General features: G+C 34.2%; 17 protein-coding genes and 1 pseudogene. 17 read left to right on the forward strand and 1 reads right to left on the reverse strand.

Features of this window, described 5'->3' with window-relative positions; translation table 11 throughout:
- From rsmI to AC4HAO_RS00700, 17 genes and pseudogenes are all read left to right on the forward strand, one after another.
- Positions 1-864, forward strand: a complete 864-nt coding sequence (gene rsmI / locus AC4HAO_RS00620; protein WP_491134254.1) for a 16S rRNA (cytidine(1402)-2'-O)-methyltransferase — start codon at positions 1-3, stop codon at positions 862-864.
- Between the two features lie 366 nt (positions 865-1,230).
- Positions 1,231-2,325: a 3-phosphoserine/phosphohydroxythreonine transaminase gene (gene serC / locus AC4HAO_RS00625; RefSeq protein WP_491134255.1), complete on the forward strand. Its 1,095-nt coding sequence runs from the start codon at positions 1,231-1,233 to the stop codon at positions 2,323-2,325.
- A gap of 26 nt (positions 2,326-2,351) precedes the next feature.
- Complete coding sequence (locus AC4HAO_RS00630; protein ID WP_491134256.1) at positions 2,352-2,900, forward strand: GNAT family N-acetyltransferase; 549 nt, start codon at positions 2,352-2,354, stop codon at positions 2,898-2,900.
- 32 nt (positions 2,901-2,932) lie between these two features.
- Entirely contained in the window at positions 2,933-4,114 is a 1,182-nt protein-coding gene (locus AC4HAO_RS00635) for a phosphoglycerate dehydrogenase (protein ID WP_491134257.1), read from the forward strand.
- Positions 4,115-4,213: 99 nt separating this feature from the next.
- Positions 4,214-4,428, forward strand: a pseudogene (locus AC4HAO_RS00640) (DUF6440 family protein).
- Entirely contained in the window at positions 4,425-4,919 is a 495-nt protein-coding gene (locus AC4HAO_RS00645; RefSeq protein WP_491134258.1) for a methylated-DNA--[protein]-cysteine S-methyltransferase, read from the forward strand. The pseudogene AC4HAO_RS00640 and the gene AC4HAO_RS00645 overlap by 4 nt, the downstream one beginning before the upstream one ends.
- Positions 4,920-4,932: 13 nt before the next feature.
- Positions 4,933-5,286: an arsenate reductase family protein gene (locus tag AC4HAO_RS00650; protein WP_447451961.1), complete on the forward strand. Its 354-nt coding sequence runs from the start codon at positions 4,933-4,935 to the stop codon at positions 5,284-5,286.
- Between the two features lie 306 nt (positions 5,287-5,592).
- A complete protein-coding gene (locus tag AC4HAO_RS00655) occupies positions 5,593-6,459 on the forward strand; it encodes an Rgg/GadR/MutR family transcriptional regulator (protein ID WP_491134259.1) in 867 nt (288 codons plus the stop codon).
- 384 nt (positions 6,460-6,843) lie between these two features.
- A complete protein-coding gene (locus tag AC4HAO_RS00660) occupies positions 6,844-9,888 on the forward strand; it encodes a type 2 lanthipeptide synthetase LanM family protein (RefSeq protein ID WP_491134260.1) in 3,045 nt (1,014 codons plus the stop codon).
- Between the two features lie 75 nt (positions 9,889-9,963).
- On the forward strand, positions 9,964-10,134 hold the full coding sequence (locus tag AC4HAO_RS00665) for a lichenicidin alpha family lanthipeptide (protein WP_491134262.1): 171 nt from the start codon (positions 9,964-9,966) through the stop codon (positions 10,132-10,134).
- A 24-nt stretch (positions 10,135-10,158) separates the two neighbouring features.
- Positions 10,159-10,299 carry a hypothetical protein gene (locus AC4HAO_RS00670; RefSeq protein ID WP_491134263.1) on the forward strand — a complete coding sequence of 47 codons (141 nt, stop codon included), beginning with the start codon at positions 10,159-10,161 and terminating at the stop codon, positions 10,297-10,299.
- 59 nt (positions 10,300-10,358) lie between these two features.
- Positions 10,359-13,157, forward strand: coding sequence for a type 2 lanthipeptide synthetase LanM (gene lanM / locus AC4HAO_RS00675; protein ID WP_491134264.1), 2,799 nt, complete (start codon positions 10,359-10,361; stop codon positions 13,155-13,157).
- Between the two features lie 5 nt (positions 13,158-13,162).
- Positions 13,163-15,301: a peptidase domain-containing ABC transporter gene (locus AC4HAO_RS00680; RefSeq protein ID WP_491134265.1), complete on the forward strand. Its 2,139-nt coding sequence runs from the start codon at positions 13,163-13,165 to the stop codon at positions 15,299-15,301.
- Positions 15,302-15,328: 27 nt separating this feature from the next.
- The gene (locus AC4HAO_RS00685; protein ID WP_491134266.1) at positions 15,329-16,063 is read left to right on the forward strand and encodes an ABC transporter ATP-binding protein; all 735 of its coding nucleotides are present in this window, start codon (positions 15,329-15,331) and stop codon (positions 16,061-16,063) included.
- On the forward strand, positions 16,060-16,797 hold the full coding sequence (locus AC4HAO_RS00690; protein WP_491134267.1) for an ABC transporter permease: 738 nt from the start codon (positions 16,060-16,062) through the stop codon (positions 16,795-16,797). Before AC4HAO_RS00685 ends, AC4HAO_RS00690 begins: the two co-directional genes overlap by 4 nt.
- 14 nt (positions 16,798-16,811) lie before the next feature.
- Positions 16,812-17,528, forward strand: coding sequence for a hypothetical protein (locus AC4HAO_RS00695; protein WP_491134268.1), 717 nt, complete (start codon positions 16,812-16,814; stop codon positions 17,526-17,528).
- Positions 17,529-18,243: 715 nt separating this feature from the next.
- Positions 18,244-18,456 carry a hypothetical protein gene (locus AC4HAO_RS00700; RefSeq protein ID WP_491093418.1) on the forward strand — a complete coding sequence of 71 codons (213 nt, stop codon included), beginning with the start codon at positions 18,244-18,246 and terminating at the stop codon, positions 18,454-18,456.
- A gap of 142 nt (positions 18,457-18,598) precedes the next feature.
- On the opposite strand, the gene AC4HAO_RS00705 is transcribed toward AC4HAO_RS00700, so the two are convergent.
- The gene (locus AC4HAO_RS00705; RefSeq protein WP_491093417.1) at positions 18,599-19,429 is read right to left on the reverse strand and encodes an exodeoxyribonuclease III; all 831 of its coding nucleotides are present in this window, start codon (positions 19,427-19,429) and stop codon (positions 18,599-18,601) included.
- Positions 19,430-19,603 lie beyond the last annotated feature (174 nt).

A 19,603-nucleotide genomic window follows, 5' to 3' on the forward strand; every position in this document is an offset into this window, starting at 1 on the left:
ATGCAGGTACAAAAAAGCTTTAAGACGGATACTGGGAAGGGAAGTCTCTATCTAGTCCCCACCCCTATTGGCAATTTACAGGATATAACCTATCGTGCTGTGCAGGTGCTTAAGGATGTGGATTGTATTTGTGCCGAAGACACCAGAAATACTGGTCTTTTGCTCAAGCATTTTGGAATTGAAACAAGGCAGATTTCATTTCATGAACATAACGCCCATGAGAAAATTGCCGATTTGACTGAGTTACTCTTATCTGGCAAGTCTCTGGCTCAAGTTTCTGATGCTGGCCTGCCTAGTATTTCTGATCCAGGCCATGACTTGGTGCGGGCTGCGATTGATAAGGATATTCCTGTCATTGCTTTGCCGGGAGCGTCAGCGGGCATTACTGGTTTGATTGCCAGTGGCCTAGCTCCCCAGCCTCATGTCTTTTACGGTTTTCTGCCTCGCAAGAGGGGGCAGCAGGAAGCCTTCTTTCATGAAAAGGTGGCCTATCCTGAAACCCAGATTTTCTATGAGTCGCCCTATCGGGTAGTTGATACCCTGACTAATATGCAGAAAGTATATGGGGATCGTCAGGTTGTTTTGGTTAGAGAGCTGACCAAGCTGTATGAGGAATATCAGCGAGGAAAAATTTCTGAACTGTTAGCTTATATAGCATTAAATCCGCTTAAGGGAGAGTGCCTCTTGATTGTTGCTGGTAATGAAAATTTACCTGTAGCTATTGAAGCACAAGATTTGGATATTAAGGCTTTAGTCGCCAATTTGGTCGCTGGTGGTATGAAACCTAATAAGGCTATCAAAGAAATCACGAAAGAGTATCAGCTCAACCGTCAGGAAGTCTATAATATCTACCATGATTTGTAGAACAGAAGCCACCATTAAGCGTCTGGGAGAGGATCAAGCGATCCTCTTTTTTGGCTCTTTGTCAACTGTAAGGTGATCTTTTTGAGCTTTAGTCAGCTGATACTGCTGATCAGCTATGGTTTGGAAGGGTTTAGCTGGGTCTGCTATTTTGAAGGGGGAAGCCATCAGGATTACGGTGCATTATCAAAATTATAGCTGAGGTGCCGATAAGGTGGAAATGTATTTACCTAAAAATCTGATTATAATAATGGCTTTATGCCAAAAGGTTCGGTTATTAAGAAACTTTTACCACTATATTGTGATAAAAATTACAAAATTCAGATAATTGTGCTATAATATTTCCAACTTTATTTTGGAGGTATCGTTATGACGGTTTATAATTTTTCGGCAGGGCCTGCTACCTTACCAAAACCAGTTTTGGAACAGGCGCGTGATGAGATGCTTGATTATCAAGGTTCCGGTATGTCGGTACTAGAGATGTCCCACCGTTCTCCAGAATTCGACAAGATTATTAAAGACGCAGAGAAGTTACTGCGCGAATTGATGGCTATTCCTGATAACTACAAAGTTATGTTTTTGCAAGGGGGAGCCTCCCTGCAATTTTCAATGCTGCCGCTTAACCTAGCACAAGGTAAAAAGGCTTACTATTTAGTAGCTGGCTCATGGGGGAAGAAGGCCTATAATGAAGCTGTTAAACTTGCTAAAACAATTCCTTTTGCCCCCCTTTTACTAGCTTCGTCTGAAAATACAACTTATGACCATATTCCTGACTTTGATCCAGCTAGTATTGATGAGACTGCAGCTTATGTTCACATCACAACGAACAATACGATTGAAGGGACGTCTATCTATGATCTGCCGGACACTAATGGTGTTCCAATTGTAGCAGATATGTCCTCCAATATTTTGGCAGCTCGCTATAATGTAGAGGACTTTGCCTTGATTTATGCTGGCGCTCAAAAAAATATTGGACCAGCAGGTGTTACTGTGGTAATTATTCGAGAGGATTTCTTAAATGATCAGCCTCAATTATCTGCTATGCTGGATTATCGTATTCAGGCGGAAGCAGGGTCTCTGTACAATACGCCACCTGCTTACAGTATTTACATTTCAAAACTTGTCTTTGAATGGGTCAAAAATACTATTGGTGGTGTTGATAAAATGGTGGAGATTAACCGTGAAAAATCCGGTCTCCTCTATGATTTCATAGATCAGTCATCATTTTATACTAGCCCAGTGAAACGTATTGCTGAGCGCTCAGTGACTAATATTCCATTTGTGACACCAAGTAAAGATTTGGATGCTAAATTTGTGGCTGAAGCCGATAAACTAGGCTTTAAAAATATTAAAGGACATCGTAGCGTTGGTGGCATGCGGGCCAGCCTTTATAATGCTTTTCCGCTCCAAGGTGTTCTTGACTTAATTGATTTTATGAAAAAATTTGAAGCTGAAAATGCATAAAAATATCCCCAAAAGGAGAGAATCCAATGAATATTCGTTTAGCTTTTCCCAATGAAGTATCCCAGATTATGACTATTATTGACGATGCTAGACGTTACTTAGCGGAGTCTGGCAGTGATCAATGGCAAGGCGCTTATCCCCAAGAGGCTGATATTTTTAATGATATTCTTCAAGGTCAGGCTTGGGTCGGTCTTGAAGAAGGAGAAATAGTGGCATATGCTGCGGTTATTGATGGCCGCGAACCAGCTTATGATGCAATTTATGACGGGCATTGGGCGCACAATAATCACCGCTACATAACCTTTCATCGCATTGCGGTATCGGCTAAAGTTCGCGGCCGTGGTTTAGCTCAGACATTTTTGCAGGGATTAATTGAGGGGCATGATGGGCCAGATTTTCGCTGTGATACACATGAGAAAAATTTAGCAATGCGTCATGTTTTAGAAAAACTAGGCTACATCTACTGTGGAAAGGTTACCTTTGAGGGTGAGCGTTTGGCCTATCAGAAGATTAAGCGGAAAACTGAAAAAGGCTTTTACCAAGAGGTAGATGAAGCCGATTACCATAGTTTTTAAAAGAAATATTAAAGCAGTAAGGAAGTGAATGTATGGTTTATAGTGTTAAAACTTTTAATAATATCAATCAAGTAGGACTACAAGAGTTGGGCAATCAGTTCCAAATAGATGGTGATTTATCGGAAAATCCAGATGCCTATATTATCCGCAGCCAAAATCTTCATGATGCAGTATTCCCGAGCAATCTTAAGGCAATTGCGCGTGCAGGTGCCGGAACCAATAATATCCCTATTGATATTGCCACGGAACAGGGAATCGTTGTCTTTAATACCCCTGGTGCTAATGCCAATGCGGTGAAGGAGGCTGTGACGGCATCTATTCTGTTATCGGCGCGTGATTACATTGCTGCTAACGCTTGGGTTAATGGGCTTTCAGGTGCTGATGTCCCTAAACAGATTGAAGCTGGTAAAAAACAATTTGCCGGTACTGAGATTCGGGGCAAGACACTGGGTGTTATCGGTCTGGGAGCTATCGGTGCCCGTATTGCTAATGATGCCAGGCGCTTAGGCATGTCTGTTTTGGGTTACGATCCTTATGTATCTATTGAGGCAGCGTGGAATATCTCTCATCATGTCAAGCGGGTTCAGGATTTGAAGGAGATCTTTGCTAACTCTGATTACATTACAATTCATGTTCCGTTGACGGATGCAACGCGTGAAACCTTCAGTACTGAGGCTTTTGCTCTTATGAAAAAGGGGACAACGATTATTAATTTTGCCCGTGGAGAATTAGTCAACAATCAGGCTCTTTTTGAAGCTATTGAAACAGGTGTAGTTAAACGTTATATTACGGACTTTGGAACAGACGAGTTGCTTAATAAGAAGGGAATAACTGTCTTTCCCCATGTTGGTGGTTCAACAGAGGAAGCAGAGCTCAACTGTGCCGTCATGGCCAGTCAGGAAATCCGTCAGTTTATGGAAACTGGCGAAATCACCAATTCGGTTAATTTTCCCAATATGCACCAGGCTCTCGAGGCTCCTTACCGCATTACTTTGATTAACCGCAATGTTCCCAATATTGTGGCTCGTATCTCGACCGCAGTTTCTGATGCCAACATCAATATCGCTAATATTCTCAACCGTTCCAAGGGGGATTTTGCCTATACCTTGCTGGATCTGGATGAAACCGATAAAGATAAAATTAATGCTCTCGTGGCGGCCTTTGAATCCAGTGACAATATCATCAAGGTACGCTTGATTAAGGCTCATAAGTGAAACCATGTTCTTTCGTCAAAAGCAGTGTCTCTTTGAAGGCATTGTTTTTTTCTATAATTTGGTACAATAAGACTACTGACTATCAGCTAGGAGGATCTCATGGATAAAAGAGATTTAAAAGACTATCAGAAATCACTAGGAGAGCAGTCTTATGCACTTAATTTTACGCCTAAGGCACAGGGTATTTATGGAGCGGGTATTCTGTATACAGGTATAGAATATCTTTTTGTTGTTGCTGGTGTTTCTGGCGGCAGTTTAATGCCTTTGCTGGCAGCCCAAAAATCAATGAAAAGTGGCGAAATGGAGAATTATGATTTATAAACAAATCTATCAGTCTCCTTTGGGCCCCATTTCTTTGATTGCTGATGACCGAACTCTTTTAGGAGCTTGGTTTCTCGGTCAGAAATACTGTGAAAAAGGTTTTGAAGAGACTGATTTAACCTTCAAGGCTAATTCTGTTCTTGAGCAGGCTAAGGTTTGGCTGGATACTTATTTTGCTGGTCAAAATCTGCCAGTTGCTGACTTTCTGGCTCCTCAGGGTACAGCTTTTCAGAAGCAGGTCTGGCAGGTCTTGACCACAATCCCTGCCGGCTCCACCATGACCTATGGTCGGATTGCCAAAATTCTTAACTGTCGGTCTGCTCGAGCTGTTGGTTCTGCTGTTGGCAAAAATCCTATCAGTATCTTTATACCTTGCCATCGTGTCTTAGGCAGTCAGGGCCAGCTGACAGGCTATGCAGGAGGTTTAGAACGTAAAATCTGGCTCTTAGAGCATGAAGGTGTCCAGTTACAAACGAATTACTAGAAAAGAGGAAATCATGCTTACTTTCTATGAATATCCCAAATGTTCAACCTGTAAACGAGCTAAAAAAGAACTTGATGAGCTAGGTGTGGACTATGAATCTATTGACATCAAGCAAGAACCGCCCAAGGCTGAGGTGCTTAGGGAATGGATTAGTACCAGCGGCGTGGCTATCAAAAAATTTTTCAACACCTCAGGACAATCTTACCGAGCACTTAATTTGAAGGACAAGATTGATAAAATCAGTCTGTCGGAAGCCGCTGATTTACTAGCAGCCGATGGTATGCTGATTAAGCGGCCTCTGCTGGTTAAGGATAATACAGTCTTGCAAATCGGGTACCGAACTCCTTACATAGATTTGAATCTATAGTATATCTAAACTGCTTCTGTTTTTGAGGCCGTTTTTTTCTAAAAAATAACCGTTCACGACAAAATAACAACCATTCACGACATAGATAATCCAAAAATAAAAAAACGAGTATAATGGATTTATCAACATAACGCTAACTGTGTTGATAAAAAAGGAGCGAGGATATGTAAGTCGATTATTAGAAATCTTGTAAGAAGTTGAAATTAACTTAGAAAATATAGAATCACTTATAACTGATAATTTGTTGTGCTGACTAGATGAGTCATTGTCATGATAATAGAATATCATTTTACGAGGAGAATTGAGATGTTAGGAAAATCACTTGAACTTGGTGAACTCTATAAAGAACTTAGGATGGCCAGAGGACTGAAGTTGAAAGATGTGGCAAGGGATAATCTATCGGTTTCTCAACTATCCAAATTTGAAAATGGTCAGACCATGCTGGCAGCTGATAAGCTTATTTTAGCCATTCAGGGTATCCATATGACTTTTTCAGAATTTAGCTATGCTTTAACCCAATATCAAGAAAGTAATTTTTTTAAGACGGGTCAAAAACTAGTGGAACTTCAGGCGAAAAAGGATACTGAAGGATTGAAGCAAATATTGGCTGATTACCAAGATGTAGAGTCTTATGATGTTTATAATCGCCTTAATACTTTAGTGATCAAAGCAATTATTTATAGTGTAGACGAAAACTTTGAGATTTCAAATGCCGATAAAGAGTTTCTAACTTCTTACCTTTATGCTATTGAGGAGTGGACGGAGTATGAACTCTATCTTTTTGGCAATACTTTATTTATTTTATCCGATGACGATTTAGTTTTCCTAGGGAAGGCTTTTGTTGAGCGAGATAAATTGTATCGGGAACTTCCTGAGCATAAGAAACGCTCAGAGTTGGTTTTAATTAATCTTATCCTTATCTTGATTGAGCACCGTAAACTCTATCATGCTTCATATTTTGTTGAAAATCTTGAAAAGATGTTAACTTACCAAGATATGTTTGCCAGAATTTTTTTAAATTTTTTAAAAAAAGTGATGAATTACTTGACAGGAGGGGGCATTAGTCTATCTGATGTTGAAGACTATATTAGCTTAATTGAGCAGCTGGATAACCCTACACTTGTTATGTTTTTAAGAACGAATTTGGAACATCTTGTAGCAAGAAAAGAATAGAAAAGTGTACAATACGTATAAGTAAAGTCGCTCTGGATAAAAGGATAAAATCCAGAGCGACTTTTAAGTATGAATCTTTGCATTACCTATGTGATGGTATAATGATTTGTTGAATAAGAAATTATAGGTGAGAAAGTAGAATTTCTATAATAATAATGGTAATAGAGCAATCGGTAGACAAAAAGCAAGCGTGATTAATCTTTTAAACATAATGAATTTCAACCCCTTTCATGTTTATTCTACTAAGAAATTTTTGTAAAACGGCATATTCGCAAATATGAAAAATTAGAATCAAAAAGAATCAAATTTGCGAAAATGATAATTTAGATGATAAGCATGTTAATCTATTGTTAATGATATATATAATTTAAAGGAGGAGGAAATTTGGCTAAAATTACTGAGCAACAAATTATAAATTATTGGTTACGATATTTTCCAGAATGCTCTTCTAGTAATGAATTAGCTGAGTTATTTACAGAAAATAGTACAAATGGGTTAGTATCTCTAAAAGAAGAATATAATCAATATGAATTGGCGAGTGAAAATTTTGTATATGATTATTTAAATTTTCTAAATACTGAAAGATTGACGACTTGTGAAGCTTCTTTTTCGAAAAGATCTTTATTTTTACCCTATGTACGCCCAATCGTAAATAAATTTTTTGATGATTTTTATTTTAAACTGAAGACAAACTCTCTGATTTATGATTTTGATTTCATGCTTAATAATGTTGTAGAAGATATATATTTGAGAGTTGAAGGAATTATATATAAATCAGTAATTAGTTTAATTAATGATTTAAAATATTCAAATAAGCTACAAGGTGATAGTCCAAAAGCTCGCCTTGATTACTTTCAGTTTATATATTCTAATATTGATAAAAATATTGTGAAGTTCTACCAAAGATTTTCTGGAGTGTTAAAACTTGCCTCTCAAACTGTATTTGACTCTTTTAACTATATCTTACAAATTTTTAAGCATATTACAATATGTAAAGATAGGATTCAAAAAGAATTTTCATTAGATCTATTGGAAAATATATTAAAGCTAGAGCTAGGAAATGGGGATACACACCAAAATGGAAAAAGTGTGGTTTCGATATATCTGAAAGATGGGAAAAAATTTTTATATAAACCACATTCGCTGGAAATAGATTATAAGATTAACAGATTAGTGAGTTGGTTGACTGAGAGATCAAAGATAATTCTTGATCATAAATTCGCTAAGGTTGTTTTAGGTGATACATATGGGTTTGCCGAGTTTGTTGAGTTTGAAGAATGTAAAGATAAGAAGGCCGTAGGTAGATTTTATGAGAGGATAGGTGAGTTACTATGTGTTCTATATTCCTTAAATTCTGTTGATTTTCATTATGAAAATTTAATCGCACAGGGTGAATATCCTATGTTGATTGATTTAGAAACTATTATACATCCCAATTTTATTTCAAACGATTTAAATATTCAAAAGGATGCCTTTTTTAAAGCTGGTAAGGAGTTTGATAACTCAGTATTAACAACGGGCCTACTACCTATCTATTTAAAAGGAAGTGAAGTTGGTGGAGTCAGTGCTAACAAGGAGCAAGTTTCTACTTTTAAAACTGACTTCATTACGGATGCAGACAACGATAATATTCATATTGTTAGAGACTTATTTACTATATTGCCAGAAAATAATAATCCTATGTTAAACGGAGAAGTTATAGATTCAAGTAAGTATACCTTGGAAATTAAAGCAGGATTTAAAAGAGTATATAATTGGATACTAAAAAATAAGCAAGCATATGAAGAAAAAGTTAACGCCTTACTAGTAGGATGTGAGGGGCGCGTAATTTTGCGACCTACACTATATTATGTTCAATTGCTAAATATTTCATATAATCCGGAATTCACTAAAAAAGAATTTGAAAGGGAACTAATTCTAAAACGGCTCTATGTTGGAGAACAGCGATATTCTAAAGAAAGTATTAATGCTGAATTCAATGATCTATTAATGGGCAATATCCCATATTTTAAGTTTGTTATAGGGGAAAAAATTATTAAAAATTCTGCCGGAATTGAGGTTTCTAATGTACAGATTTCTAGTTTTAAGATGGACATTGAAGATAAAGTTTCATCTTTTAGTGAAAAAGATTTGTATAAACAACTTGGATATATAGATTCATCTTTTACTTCTAGATTCAATCAGTCTGATAAAACGTCTCTAAAATTTCGTACATATCAGAATAGACTTAATACATATAAGTGGCTTCAAACAGCGGAATCAATAGGGAACTTGATTATTGATAAATCTTTTGAAGGTGTAAATCAATTTGGAAATGAAGATTTAGCTTGGGTCTGTGTAACTATGCAGGGATTTGAAGAAGATATTTGGATTCCATCAGTTTTAGGCCATGATTTTTACAGTGGAAATTCAGGAATAGCATTTTTTTTGGCACAACTCTATAGATTGACTGGGAAAAAATATTTTATAGATTATGCCAGAAAAGCAATAGAGTTTCCATTTCAGTTACTAAAAGAGAATATTTTAGAGAATTATTCAAGTCTTGGTGCTTTCACAGGGGTAGGGGGGACTTTATATAGTTTAAACGAGATAGCGAATTTAACAAAAGACGATAAATTAATTTTGGGATTCGAAAAGGACATATCAAAGTTAAGACCATTGATAAAGGAAGATCAATATAAGGATGTTATTAGTGGGACAGCTGGGTTTCTCGCAGTTTTGCTAAAATTGTCCAAATATAGAAATAGTTTTTCAGGTAGTTTATATTCTCAATTTATAAAAGAGTGTGTAGATTATCTCGTAGCTAGTAAAATTGAAAAGAAAGATTATATTTATTGGGATAGTTTTTCTAATAAGCACTATTCAGGATTTGCGCATGGTAATGCTGGAATCCATACTTTTTTATATCAAGGTATGGATTATTTAGGAGATGAAAGGAAAGATAGTATTTTAAAGAAATCATATGCATACGAAACAAGGTGTTTCAATAAGGATAAAAATGATTGGGAAAGGTCAGAAATTGAAAAAGAAGTATCTTTTGCATGGTGTCATGGATCTCCTGGTATTTTGCTAAGTCAATTAATACTCAAAAATAAATGTAACTTATTGGATGATATAATCATTAGGCAAGCTCTTCATAATACGATTAAAAACGGATTTGGAAATAATCCGACATATTGTCATGGGGATTTGGGCAATCTAGCTATTGTAAACTATTATTCCAAATTATTTAAAGATACAGATATGGAAAATAAATCATTTCATATGTACCAGAGATTATTTGAAGAAGTTTTATCTAAGGAGTGGCATAATCGAAATTTAAAATCTACAAATACATACGGTCTAATGGTAGGATTGGCAGGCTGGGGTTATTCAATGTTATCAAATTATTCAAAATATGAGATTCCAAATTTCCTATGGCTTGAATGATGAGTTTTGTTCCACCTTACCTGAAGATATTATTCTGGGCTATAGTTAGCTATATATGTGAAAAGGAGAGAATTAATGGAAAATCCAATTATTTCAAATGTAGTAAATAGTCAACTTCTGGAAGAAATCAATGATAGCATGGTCGTTGGTGGCGGATGGGCTCAGTTGAGTCCAATTAGCAGATCACTTGGTAATAAGGGAGCTGTTTGTACTGGGACTATTGAATGTCAAAATAACTGTAGATAAAATAATTAAAGTGAGGTAATAAGAATGGAAAATATTACTGGACAAATTGACGAACTTGAATTGGAAAAGTTGATTAATGATGATGAAGTGAACGGTGGTGATTTTTGGGATACAATTACTGGCGCTCTTCCAACTGTTCCATGTACAAAAAGTTGTAACAGATAGTTAGCTGTTACAATTGCTATAGCCCAGTGTAATGTCTTCAGGTAGGGGAAAGATTAGGTATGTATAATTATTTAGAAAATATTATTAATTTTTTAGATACTATCTATTTAACTGAAAATTATGAGATATCATTTTACAGTTTTAACGGTATCTTTTCAAAATTTCTTAGGAAAAAATTGAGAAAAACTTTCGATGGTTACTTAAATGAGGCGATTTTAGATGATATAGAAAGATATTTTTGTAAAAACATTTGTGATTTAACAATTAGAACAATGATATTTCAGTTTCAAGAATGGCAAAGAGCAAAAAAAAATTTACCTAGGGAAATCTTGTATAGTTCGTTTTGCTCAGAATTGTGTAAAAAAGATTTTTTAATAAAACTTTTTAATAAATATCCGATTCTACTAAAAAAAATTCATTTAAGACATCAATATACTATTGGGCTTATTAGTGACGCATTAAGGGCGATAAATAATGATAAGCAAAGATTATTAAAATATTTGAATTTTAATGCGGATAAGCTTAGTCGAATAATTTTTTCGAATGGGGATTATCATAATGGAGGTAGAACATCTTTAATATTTAGTGATAAAAATAATAAGAAAATAATATACAAACCACATTCATTAAGTAATGATAAATTTCTATCAGAAGTGTTTACAGAATTTAATAGATACTTACCGCTAAAATTGAAGCATCCTAGTGTAATAAATTGCTCAGAATATGGATGGCAGGAATTTATTAGTCATGAATCTCCGACTCAAGAAGATGATTGGAGAAAATATTATTTTAGATATGGAGAACTACTATTCATTTCATTTTTATTAAAAGTGACAGATTTACATCAAGAAAATGTAGTGATATCACAGAGTTTTCCAATGATTATTGATTCTGAGACAATATTATTTAACAATAATTTTTGTTGGAGCTCTGATGATAAACCTGAATCATTTAAAGAGTTTAGCGGTAAAGTAATTGCTGAAACAGTATTAAGTACATACTTACTACCCAATGATTTTTTTGATGTGGACTTTAGCCCACTTGCTTATGAAAGTCAAATTTCAAAAACTATTGAGCAATATGTTCTAAAAAATGAATTTACTGATAAAATTTGTTTAGTGAAGCAAAAAGGAGAAGTTAGTCCAACAAAGAGAGTTAAAAAACATGATTTAAAACTTATTAGTAACAATATTATTAATGGTTTCGAAATAGGATACCAAATATTTCTTGAACACAAACAACATTTTGTGAGATATATTAATAATTTACTAAATGTTAATAAGTTAGTTGTTAGACAAGTACTAAGACCTACTTTTATTTATGAAAAACTTCTGGAAGCCTCAACTCATCCAGAATATTTAGTTAGTGATCAGAAACAGCAGTTACTTTTTAATAAACTAAGAACTTCTAAATATACTCGGAACGATAAACTACAGTTTCAGGTGGATATAGAGGTGGAGAGTTTATTACGCGGTGATATTCCTTATTTCTATACTACTTTAAATAGCAATGACTTGTTTTCTGGCTCATATATCATCAGATCTTTTTATAATATGAGTTTAAAGGAGTTATTAAACCTTCACTACTCAGAGCTAAATAATGATGATTTAATTTCTGAAATTAGAGTGATAAAAATGTCATTATCCACAAAAAATATTGATAGTAGTGGAAGTCTTCTAAAATACTTTTATGATGAAGATGCTCAAGGAGCAATTAAAATTATAGAGAGCATAGCAGATTACATCTGTCATGAAGTAAGGTGGAATCCTAACAAAAATTTTTGTACGCTTATTAATCATATGGAAATAGATGATAAAATAAGAATCTCGCTTTTAGACTACTCTTTTTACAATGGTGGAGGTATTGTATTTTTTCTATATGCTTTATATTTAATAAACGGTAATTGCAAGTATAAGAAAGTAGCAGAAGGGCTTTTGAAAGGATTTGAACAGCAATTTCTTGAACAAAATAAAATCGAGAGTCTATCTGCTTTTAAAGATATTGGATCTCTTATTTATATAAACTATTTACTATATAATCTTACTAAGATGGACAAATTTTATTCTAGCTATCGTTTTTTCTTAAAACAATTGAATATTGTTAATATTGAAGAAATTGAGAGAATTGATTTTGTTGGGGGAATATCTAGTTTAATTGTACTATTATCCAATATCTATAATAGAGAGAAAGATATAATGTTGATATCTCTAATAAAGAAGTATACTAATTACTGCATTGATAATCTAAAAAGTGTTAATGTTACTGGATTAGCTCATGGATATTCAGGGCCAGCTCTAGCATTAGCTTGTTCCTATAATTTATGTAAAGACAAGCGTTATTTAAATATTGCTAGAGAGTTGATTATAAAAGAAGATGAATACTATAATAGACAAGAAAAAAATTGGATGGATATTAGGGAATTCGCCGCTGAATGCTATCCAGTATATTGGTGTTATGGAGGTGGTGGTATATTTGCTACTAGAATAAAAATAGAAAAACTAATTTCTATTGATTGTGAAAGAGGAGAAAAAATATTCAATATAGAAAACTTTTCTGAGAAATTATATAGTATGAAAAATTACTGTTTATGTCATGGTAAGTTTGGTTTCTTGAATTGTTTGCTGACTGGTGTAGCAGATACAGATGTCTATAGTAAATCAGCTCTGAAGAAAGTGAGAGAGGAGTTTGATAATCAAATAAAACTGTTTATTGAATGTAGAGAAAAGATAGGTGATAATATAGTTATGAATAATAATAAAGACCTCTTCTCATTTATGCTTGGTTTGCCTGGTGTAGCCTACGAAATTCTGAGATATCAATATAGCAAATTACCAAATTTATTATTCTTAGAGGTTTAAGAAAGATGATAAAAAAGAAAAGAGTGCCTTATCTAGAACAGATGACCCAAACTGAATGCGGCTTATGCTGTTGCCTATCTATTTTGCGTTATTTCGGAAGTAAGGAGGAAATACTTGATTTAAGAAAAGAAAAAGAAAAAGGACGAGATGGGTATAGTTTACGTGATTTAAAAGATTTCTTTATCTCAAGAGGGATTGAAGCATCGTCTTATAGAGTGACCGCTAACGATGTAAAAAAATTACCGCTTCCTTTGATAGCTTTTTGGGATAATGAGCACTTTGTTGTTGTATATCAAGTTAAAAATGACAATATTTATGTGATGAATCCTGCGACAGGATACAAAAAATATTCTCTTGACGAATTTTCTAATCATTTTAGCGATGTGGTGCTTCTAATTTCTGAAACAAAAGACTATATTCCAAGAAAGTCTAGTGTACCTTCTCCTTGGAAGATAGTTTCTAAAAGTTTTTTGCACAATAAAAAGGGAATATTCTTAGCAATAATTTTTTCTATAATGAGTTACTTTATAACGCTTTTGGTTCCTCAATTAACCTCTAATCTTATTAATACCTCAATACATGGGATGTCTACAAACTATTTTAATAAATCTATAATTATCGTAGTGACTCTGCTTTTCTTATATCTTTTTTCAGTATTTATGAGGAGCATAGGGGTATTAATTTCCAATTTATCTTTTAGTTATGATATAGAGAAAAATACTTTTAAACATTTACTAAAGTTACCGTATAGTTTTTTTGAACTTCGTGCAAAAGGGGATATTCTATTTAGAATATCAAGTCTTAGTGGCTTTAGAGATTTGTTTACTAATCAAGTTATCAGTGGTGTTGTAGATCTTGGTACAGTCTTTTCAGTATTTATATATATGTTCTATAATTCAGTTACTATGGCAATGTTTACATTGGGAATAAGTTTACTGAATCTTCTATTTCTTTTTAGTACAAGAAATATGCTGTCTGATACCGTAAATCGGGAATTACAGGAACAATCATTACTCTATAGTGTTGAGAATGAAACATTAAGTACAATATCTTCGGTTAAAATTTCAGGATTGGAAGACGAAATTTATCAGAATTGGTTCACTCATTTGAAAGATGTATTATTAAAATACCGTATTAGGACCTTAGCGTATGATTTTTACACTTCTGTCACTACTTCCTTTCAAGTTTTTGCTCCGGTTGTCATTTTAATGGTTGGTTTGTGGCAATATCAACGAGGTCAGAATAGTCTCGGAGGTATAATTGCGTTTCAAAGTTTGACGGCGATATTGTTTAGCTCTGAAGTATCGATTTTTAACTCTTATACACAATTTGCATTAGCTTCTGGGTATTTAAAGAGAGTGAATGATATTTGGGTTGAGGAGGAAGAGGAGACTTCGCAAGGGGAAATACTAGCTAATTTTAAGGGAAATATAGAAGTTAAAGGATTAAGTTTTTCTTATTCAAAAAATTCTGAAAATGTTTTACATGATTTATCATTAACAGTTCAGTCTGGACAGAAAATTGCAATAGTAGGGAAATCTGGATCTGGGAAAAGTACTTTAGGTAAGATTTTATCAGGGCTTTATCCCATAAAAAAGGGAAAAGTTTACTTTGACTCTTATGATCTAAGTACTCTGAACAAAAAAAGTCTAAGTTCTCAGATAGGTGTTGTTCCACAAGATGTTTATTTATTAAACCGAAATATTATGGATAATATTCGTTTAAATAATACCTCCATTACCGAAGAGCAAATTATTGAAGCTTGTAAAGCTGTTCAGATATATGATGAAATTTGCTCGATGCCTATGGGATTTCACACAATTGTTTCAGAAATGGGATTAAATTTATCTGGTGGACAACGCCAACGTATCGCACTTGCACGTGCATTAATTATTAACCCTAAGTTAGTTGTTTTAGATGAAGCTACTAGTGCATTAGATAGTCTCAATGAAAATCGGATTACAGAGTATCTTCGTCATCAAGGATGTACGCAAATCATTATTGCCCATAGGCTATCTACAATAGTCGATGCAGATAAAATATATGTTCTTAAAGAAGGTAGGATTTGTGAAGTTGGAAATCATAGTCAGCTAATGAGTAAGAAGGGTGAATATTACCAGCTTTATTTAAGTAGTAGTAAGTAATATTTCTATTGTGAAAGGATTGGTTTGATGTCTAAAATTGTTGAATTAAAAAGTGTTACAAAAAAATTTGGCGGTATTACTGTTATTGATAATGCCTCTTTCAAAATAGAGAAGGGGAAAATATATGGATTTATTGGTCCCAATGGGTCAGGAAAGACAACTATTATAAAACTTATACTAGGTATTTTGCCTCTGACATCGGGTAAGATTAATATATTTAATGAAGGGAGTATTATTAGTAACGAAGAGTTGTTAGCCAAGGTTGGTACAATAATTAGTGGTTCTAGTTTTTATGGTCATCTAGATGCTTACCAAAATATGAAAATTATGGCAAATATGAAGGAAGTCACGATTTCTAGTGAACAAATTGAAGAGTATCTTGAAATGGTGGGATTAAAGGATGTTAAGAAAAAAAAGGTAAGAAAATTTTCATTAGGAATGCAACAAAGATTGAGTATTGCTGAGTCCCTTATTGGGGAACCAGACTTTCTTATTTGGGATGAGCCCATTAATGGACTTGACCCACAGGGAATATTGGAAATCAGACAATTAATCATAAAATTACACCAGCTAAAAGGTGTTACTTTTCTGATTTCTAGCCACATCTTAAGTGAGCTGGACAAAGAAATTACAAATGCTATTGTAATTAATAAAGGGAAGATACTATTTGCTGGAACATGTGAAAAATTCTTAAGACAGTATGGTAGTGAAGACTTAGAGCAGGCATATTTAAAGTGTTTGGGGGTGACGAGTAATTTATGATAAGGGCAGAGTTAAGAAAGCAAAAAATAAGTGTACTTTGGATTAGTATTTTATTTCCCATATTTTTAAATATTTTGCTTTATTTTGATTTATCTTTTAGATATCAAGGTTATTTACTGCCTCATCAGCATGAATTAAACTTATTTGGCTGGCAGTTAATTCTAAAAGAGCAAACTGTATTTTATTTTTCAGAGTTATTTTATATTATTTTTGCTGTTATTATATATGATATATTTGCTATAGAATTTAAAGAGAATGCGTGGTCGACGGTTGTTTCATCTAAATCAAGAAAAAAAATAATTTTAAAAGGAAAATTATTTTTATCTTTTGTTTATAATTTTGTTTTTTGGGTAACTGATTATATTACATTATTTATCGTTGGAACTTTAATAGATGAAAAATTGGCTGGAAATGTATTGTTAATATTGAAAACTTTTATTATTCAACTTTCGGCTGCTACTATGATTATTGCATTTTACTTCTTCATTCTATCTATCTCTAAAAGATTACTCTCTATCATTCCTACAGGTATAATTTTATTTATTATTACTCTAGTAACATATTATCCAAAAGCAGTTTTTAGGTTATTATATCCGTTTACCTATATTTCTCATACATATAATTCTAAAAATCCGGAAATGATCTATATAGTTGCCATTTCACTTTTATTAACTGTATTTCTGAATATTTTTTCAAACCATTTTTGGAGTAAAAACTATACATTGAGGCGTTAGAGAGGTAGTGTAGGATGATTAACTTAATTAAAAATGAGTTTATAAAAGGTCACCTAGTATTTTGGCTGGTATTTAATTTATTATTCCCTGTTGCAGTATTTATTTTAATAAAAAATTTTATTGTTGATCCAACTTACCAGTACTCTCCTTTGCCTAAACAAACATATTGTTATGTTATGTTTTCTGAAATCTATTTATTGGGGATTCTTCCTGCACAAGTAATTGTACATTGCACGCTTAATTCTTTGATTGAAACTATTAATAATGGCTGGTCAATAGTTATAGTTCATAGTAATAAATTAAGTAAATTAGTTAAAGTGAAATTTATTATAACTATCTTATGTAGTGGACTTTCATATCTAACTTTTACAGTTGTTACTGTATACTTACTACATGATAAAGGCTTTAATATTTTATTAAAGGAAGTTATAATTTCTAATCTGGCTTCCTATTTATGCTTTCTACCGATTGCTTTAACCATACAGATTTGTACATTGTTATTTGATTCAGTTACGCTTAAGATACCAACTTGTATTACAATCTTACTAATTACTTTGGCAACTTTTCAAACAAAGATAAATATCTACTTTCCCACAACATATTATTTTACAATCTTGCAAACATTTGATAATGGTTATTTTAAATTCCTAATCTGTACATGTGTGGGGTTAGTTGAATTTTTTGCTTTTCCTATTATTTTTAATAGGCTAAAAGTAATAGGAAACTTGTAATAGATCTACTCGAATTTTGAATGATTTAAAATTACTATTAATCAAGCTTCATTTGTTTTTTCTGGTATGGCGTTATCATAGACTAATGTCTAGATCAAAAATTCGAAAGTGTTTGTTGAGGGAAGTAGGCAACAACGTAAGGTATGGTTCGACTATGTTTAACAGCCGAGGTTTATCCATTTGGTGTTGTAACTTATACTTGATATCAAGGTATTCAAATTCAAAGGTAAAATTCTCTCTTTAATACTGATTAAGAATTTAAAGTTTTCTGAGTTAAGTATTGAATCTTTTTATGAATAATTGTTATCGTTTAATCTCGAGCAAAATTGATTCATGGTCTTGGCAGTTACTCGAGTCAATCATGTCAGATTTGGTAATTTTATTGGCGATGGGTTGCTGGTTAGCCGGTAGTCAATGCGCCAGCCAGTGTTGCTGATCTTACTGGCCTTGCTGTGCTTATCAGGAATAGATAGAATGTCACTGTATTTATAGCAAAAGCTATCAGTGGAACCTTCTTCTAGCAGAGTAGTGAAGCACTGTGATCTTCATCGGCGAAGTCAAGAAAACGGTGATTGTTCTCTGGTTTGGTGAGATCAAATTCTTTGTAGAGATATGGTACTCATTCGTAAGGGGGCACAAAAATAATATTGTAAGGCAGTAGCTAGTAGTGACTACTGCTCTATTTTTGTTTGTCTAGTTCGGTTGGGGAATCGGTGTGTTTGGTTTTATTTTAACGGCGCAACACATAGTCCCAGAATTAGGATATGTGCTCCCTTTTGCTAAACTGGCCGCTTCCATGAATCAGATGACTGCTGTTAATCCAGAGATTACAAGTTTTGAATGGCTGAGATTGGTTCTCTATACTGTGCTAATCGTGTTAGGAGCTAGCTTTTTACAGATTCGTCATCTTAAAAAAATAGTTTCCTAATGGTTTAGTAGGAGGATAAGATGTGAGGCACCTTATTTTTATGGACAGTAAGGTCTATCGTGTTAATAGTAATAAACATTAACGTCAATATACAAATAAGCCACCATACCATTTTGTATAGGTGGCTTTTCTATATGGAATGTTATAAATCGATCTCCAACAAAATCGGTCCGTGGTCTTGGCGGTCGCCTGAGTTGATCATATCGGATTTGATAATTTTATCAGCGATGCGGTTACTGGTCAGCCAGTAGTCGATGCGCCAGCCGGTGTTGTTGATCTTGCTGGTCTTACTGCGCTGTGCCCACCAAGTATAGACATTGGGAATGTCGCCATGTTTGTAGCGGAAGGTGTCTGTGAAGCCTTTGGCCAGCAGGTTGGTGAAGCCTTCACGTTCTTCGTCTGTGAAGCCGGGAGAACGGCGGTTACTGCTAGGGTTAGCGAGGTCGATTTCCTTGTGGGCAACATTATAATCCCCACTGGCTAGAACAGGTTTTTGGCCATCAAGTTGGGCTAGATACTCAGCGTACTTTTGATCCCAGATCTGGCGTTCGTCCAAGCGTTTGAGCCCATCACCTGCATTTGGGGTGTAGACTGTAGTGACAAAGAATTTATCAAATTCTAACGTGATGATACGGCCTTCACTGTCCATGGTAGATGGAGCATCGATTTCAGGATAGGTTATGATGGGATCGGGAAGATTCTTTTTATAGAGAAAGAGGGTTCCCGCGTAGCCCTTGCGTGCAGGCTCGACGGATGAGCGCCAAACATGACGGTAGTCTGGAAAATAGTCTTCTAGGATTTGAATATGCTTTTTGGTTGGTCCTTTGGCAGAGAGTTTAGTTTCCTGTATAGCGATGATATCAGCGTTTTGATCAATTAGAGTATCAATAACCTGACGGGAAAGCTGAGCGCGTGTTGACTCACTCGTTAGAGCAGCATTAAGGGAGTCGATATTCCAAGAAATGAGTTTCATAATCTATCCTTTACTTTATACATAAGGTTTTCTTCATTATAGCAAAATGCCCAAGGGGGCGCGACTGTTTTGTTTGATATTCTCAGCTAAATTAATACAGATTAAAAGATTGAAAATAGAGTGGAATATTCAAAAACTGACTTGACAGCAACAGCATAAGGCTTTATAATAGTA

This window comes from Streptococcus sp. ELY_137 (genome assembly GCF_058314515.1).

What these genes read in the sequence shown, in the direction of transcription:
- AC4HAO_RS00670 (WP_491134263.1), top strand. Translation starts at nt 10,159, where the DNA reads ATGGAAAATATTACTGGACAAATTGACGAACTTGAATTGGAAAAGTTG.
- AC4HAO_RS00630 (WP_491134256.1), top strand. Translation starts at nt 2,352, where the DNA reads ATGAATATTCGTTTAGCTTTTCCCAATGAAGTATCCCAGATTATGACT.
- serC (WP_491134255.1), top strand. Translation starts at nt 1,231, where the DNA reads ATGACGGTTTATAATTTTTCGGCAGGGCCTGCTACCTTACCAAAACCA.
- AC4HAO_RS00655 (WP_491134259.1), top strand. Translation starts at nt 5,593, where the DNA reads ATGTTAGGAAAATCACTTGAACTTGGTGAACTCTATAAAGAACTTAGG.
- AC4HAO_RS00650 (WP_447451961.1), top strand. Translation starts at nt 4,933, where the DNA reads ATGCTTACTTTCTATGAATATCCCAAATGTTCAACCTGTAAACGAGCT.
- AC4HAO_RS00685 (WP_491134266.1), top strand. Translation starts at nt 15,329, where the DNA reads ATGTCTAAAATTGTTGAATTAAAAAGTGTTACAAAAAAATTTGGCGGT.
- AC4HAO_RS00680 (WP_491134265.1), top strand. Translation starts at nt 13,163, where the DNA reads ATGATAAAAAAGAAAAGAGTGCCTTATCTAGAACAGATGACCCAAACT.
- AC4HAO_RS00695 (WP_491134268.1), top strand. Translation starts at nt 16,812, where the DNA reads ATGATTAACTTAATTAAAAATGAGTTTATAAAAGGTCACCTAGTATTT.
- AC4HAO_RS00705 (WP_491093417.1), bottom strand. Translation starts at nt 19,429, where the DNA reads ATGAAACTCATTTCTTGGAATATCGACTCCCTTAATGCTGCTCTAACG.
- AC4HAO_RS00645 (WP_491134258.1), top strand. Translation starts at nt 4,425, where the DNA reads ATGATTTATAAACAAATCTATCAGTCTCCTTTGGGCCCCATTTCTTTG.
- AC4HAO_RS00690 (WP_491134267.1), top strand. Translation starts at nt 16,060, where the DNA reads ATGATAAGGGCAGAGTTAAGAAAGCAAAAAATAAGTGTACTTTGGATT.
- rsmI (WP_491134254.1), top strand. Translation starts at nt 1, where the DNA reads ATGCAGGTACAAAAAAGCTTTAAGACGGATACTGGGAAGGGAAGTCTC.
- AC4HAO_RS00665 (WP_491134262.1), top strand. Translation starts at nt 9,964, where the DNA reads ATGGAAAATCCAATTATTTCAAATGTAGTAAATAGTCAACTTCTGGAA.
- AC4HAO_RS00635 (WP_491134257.1), top strand. Translation starts at nt 2,933, where the DNA reads ATGGTTTATAGTGTTAAAACTTTTAATAATATCAATCAAGTAGGACTA.
- lanM (WP_491134264.1), top strand. Translation starts at nt 10,359, where the DNA reads ATGTATAATTATTTAGAAAATATTATTAATTTTTTAGATACTATCTAT.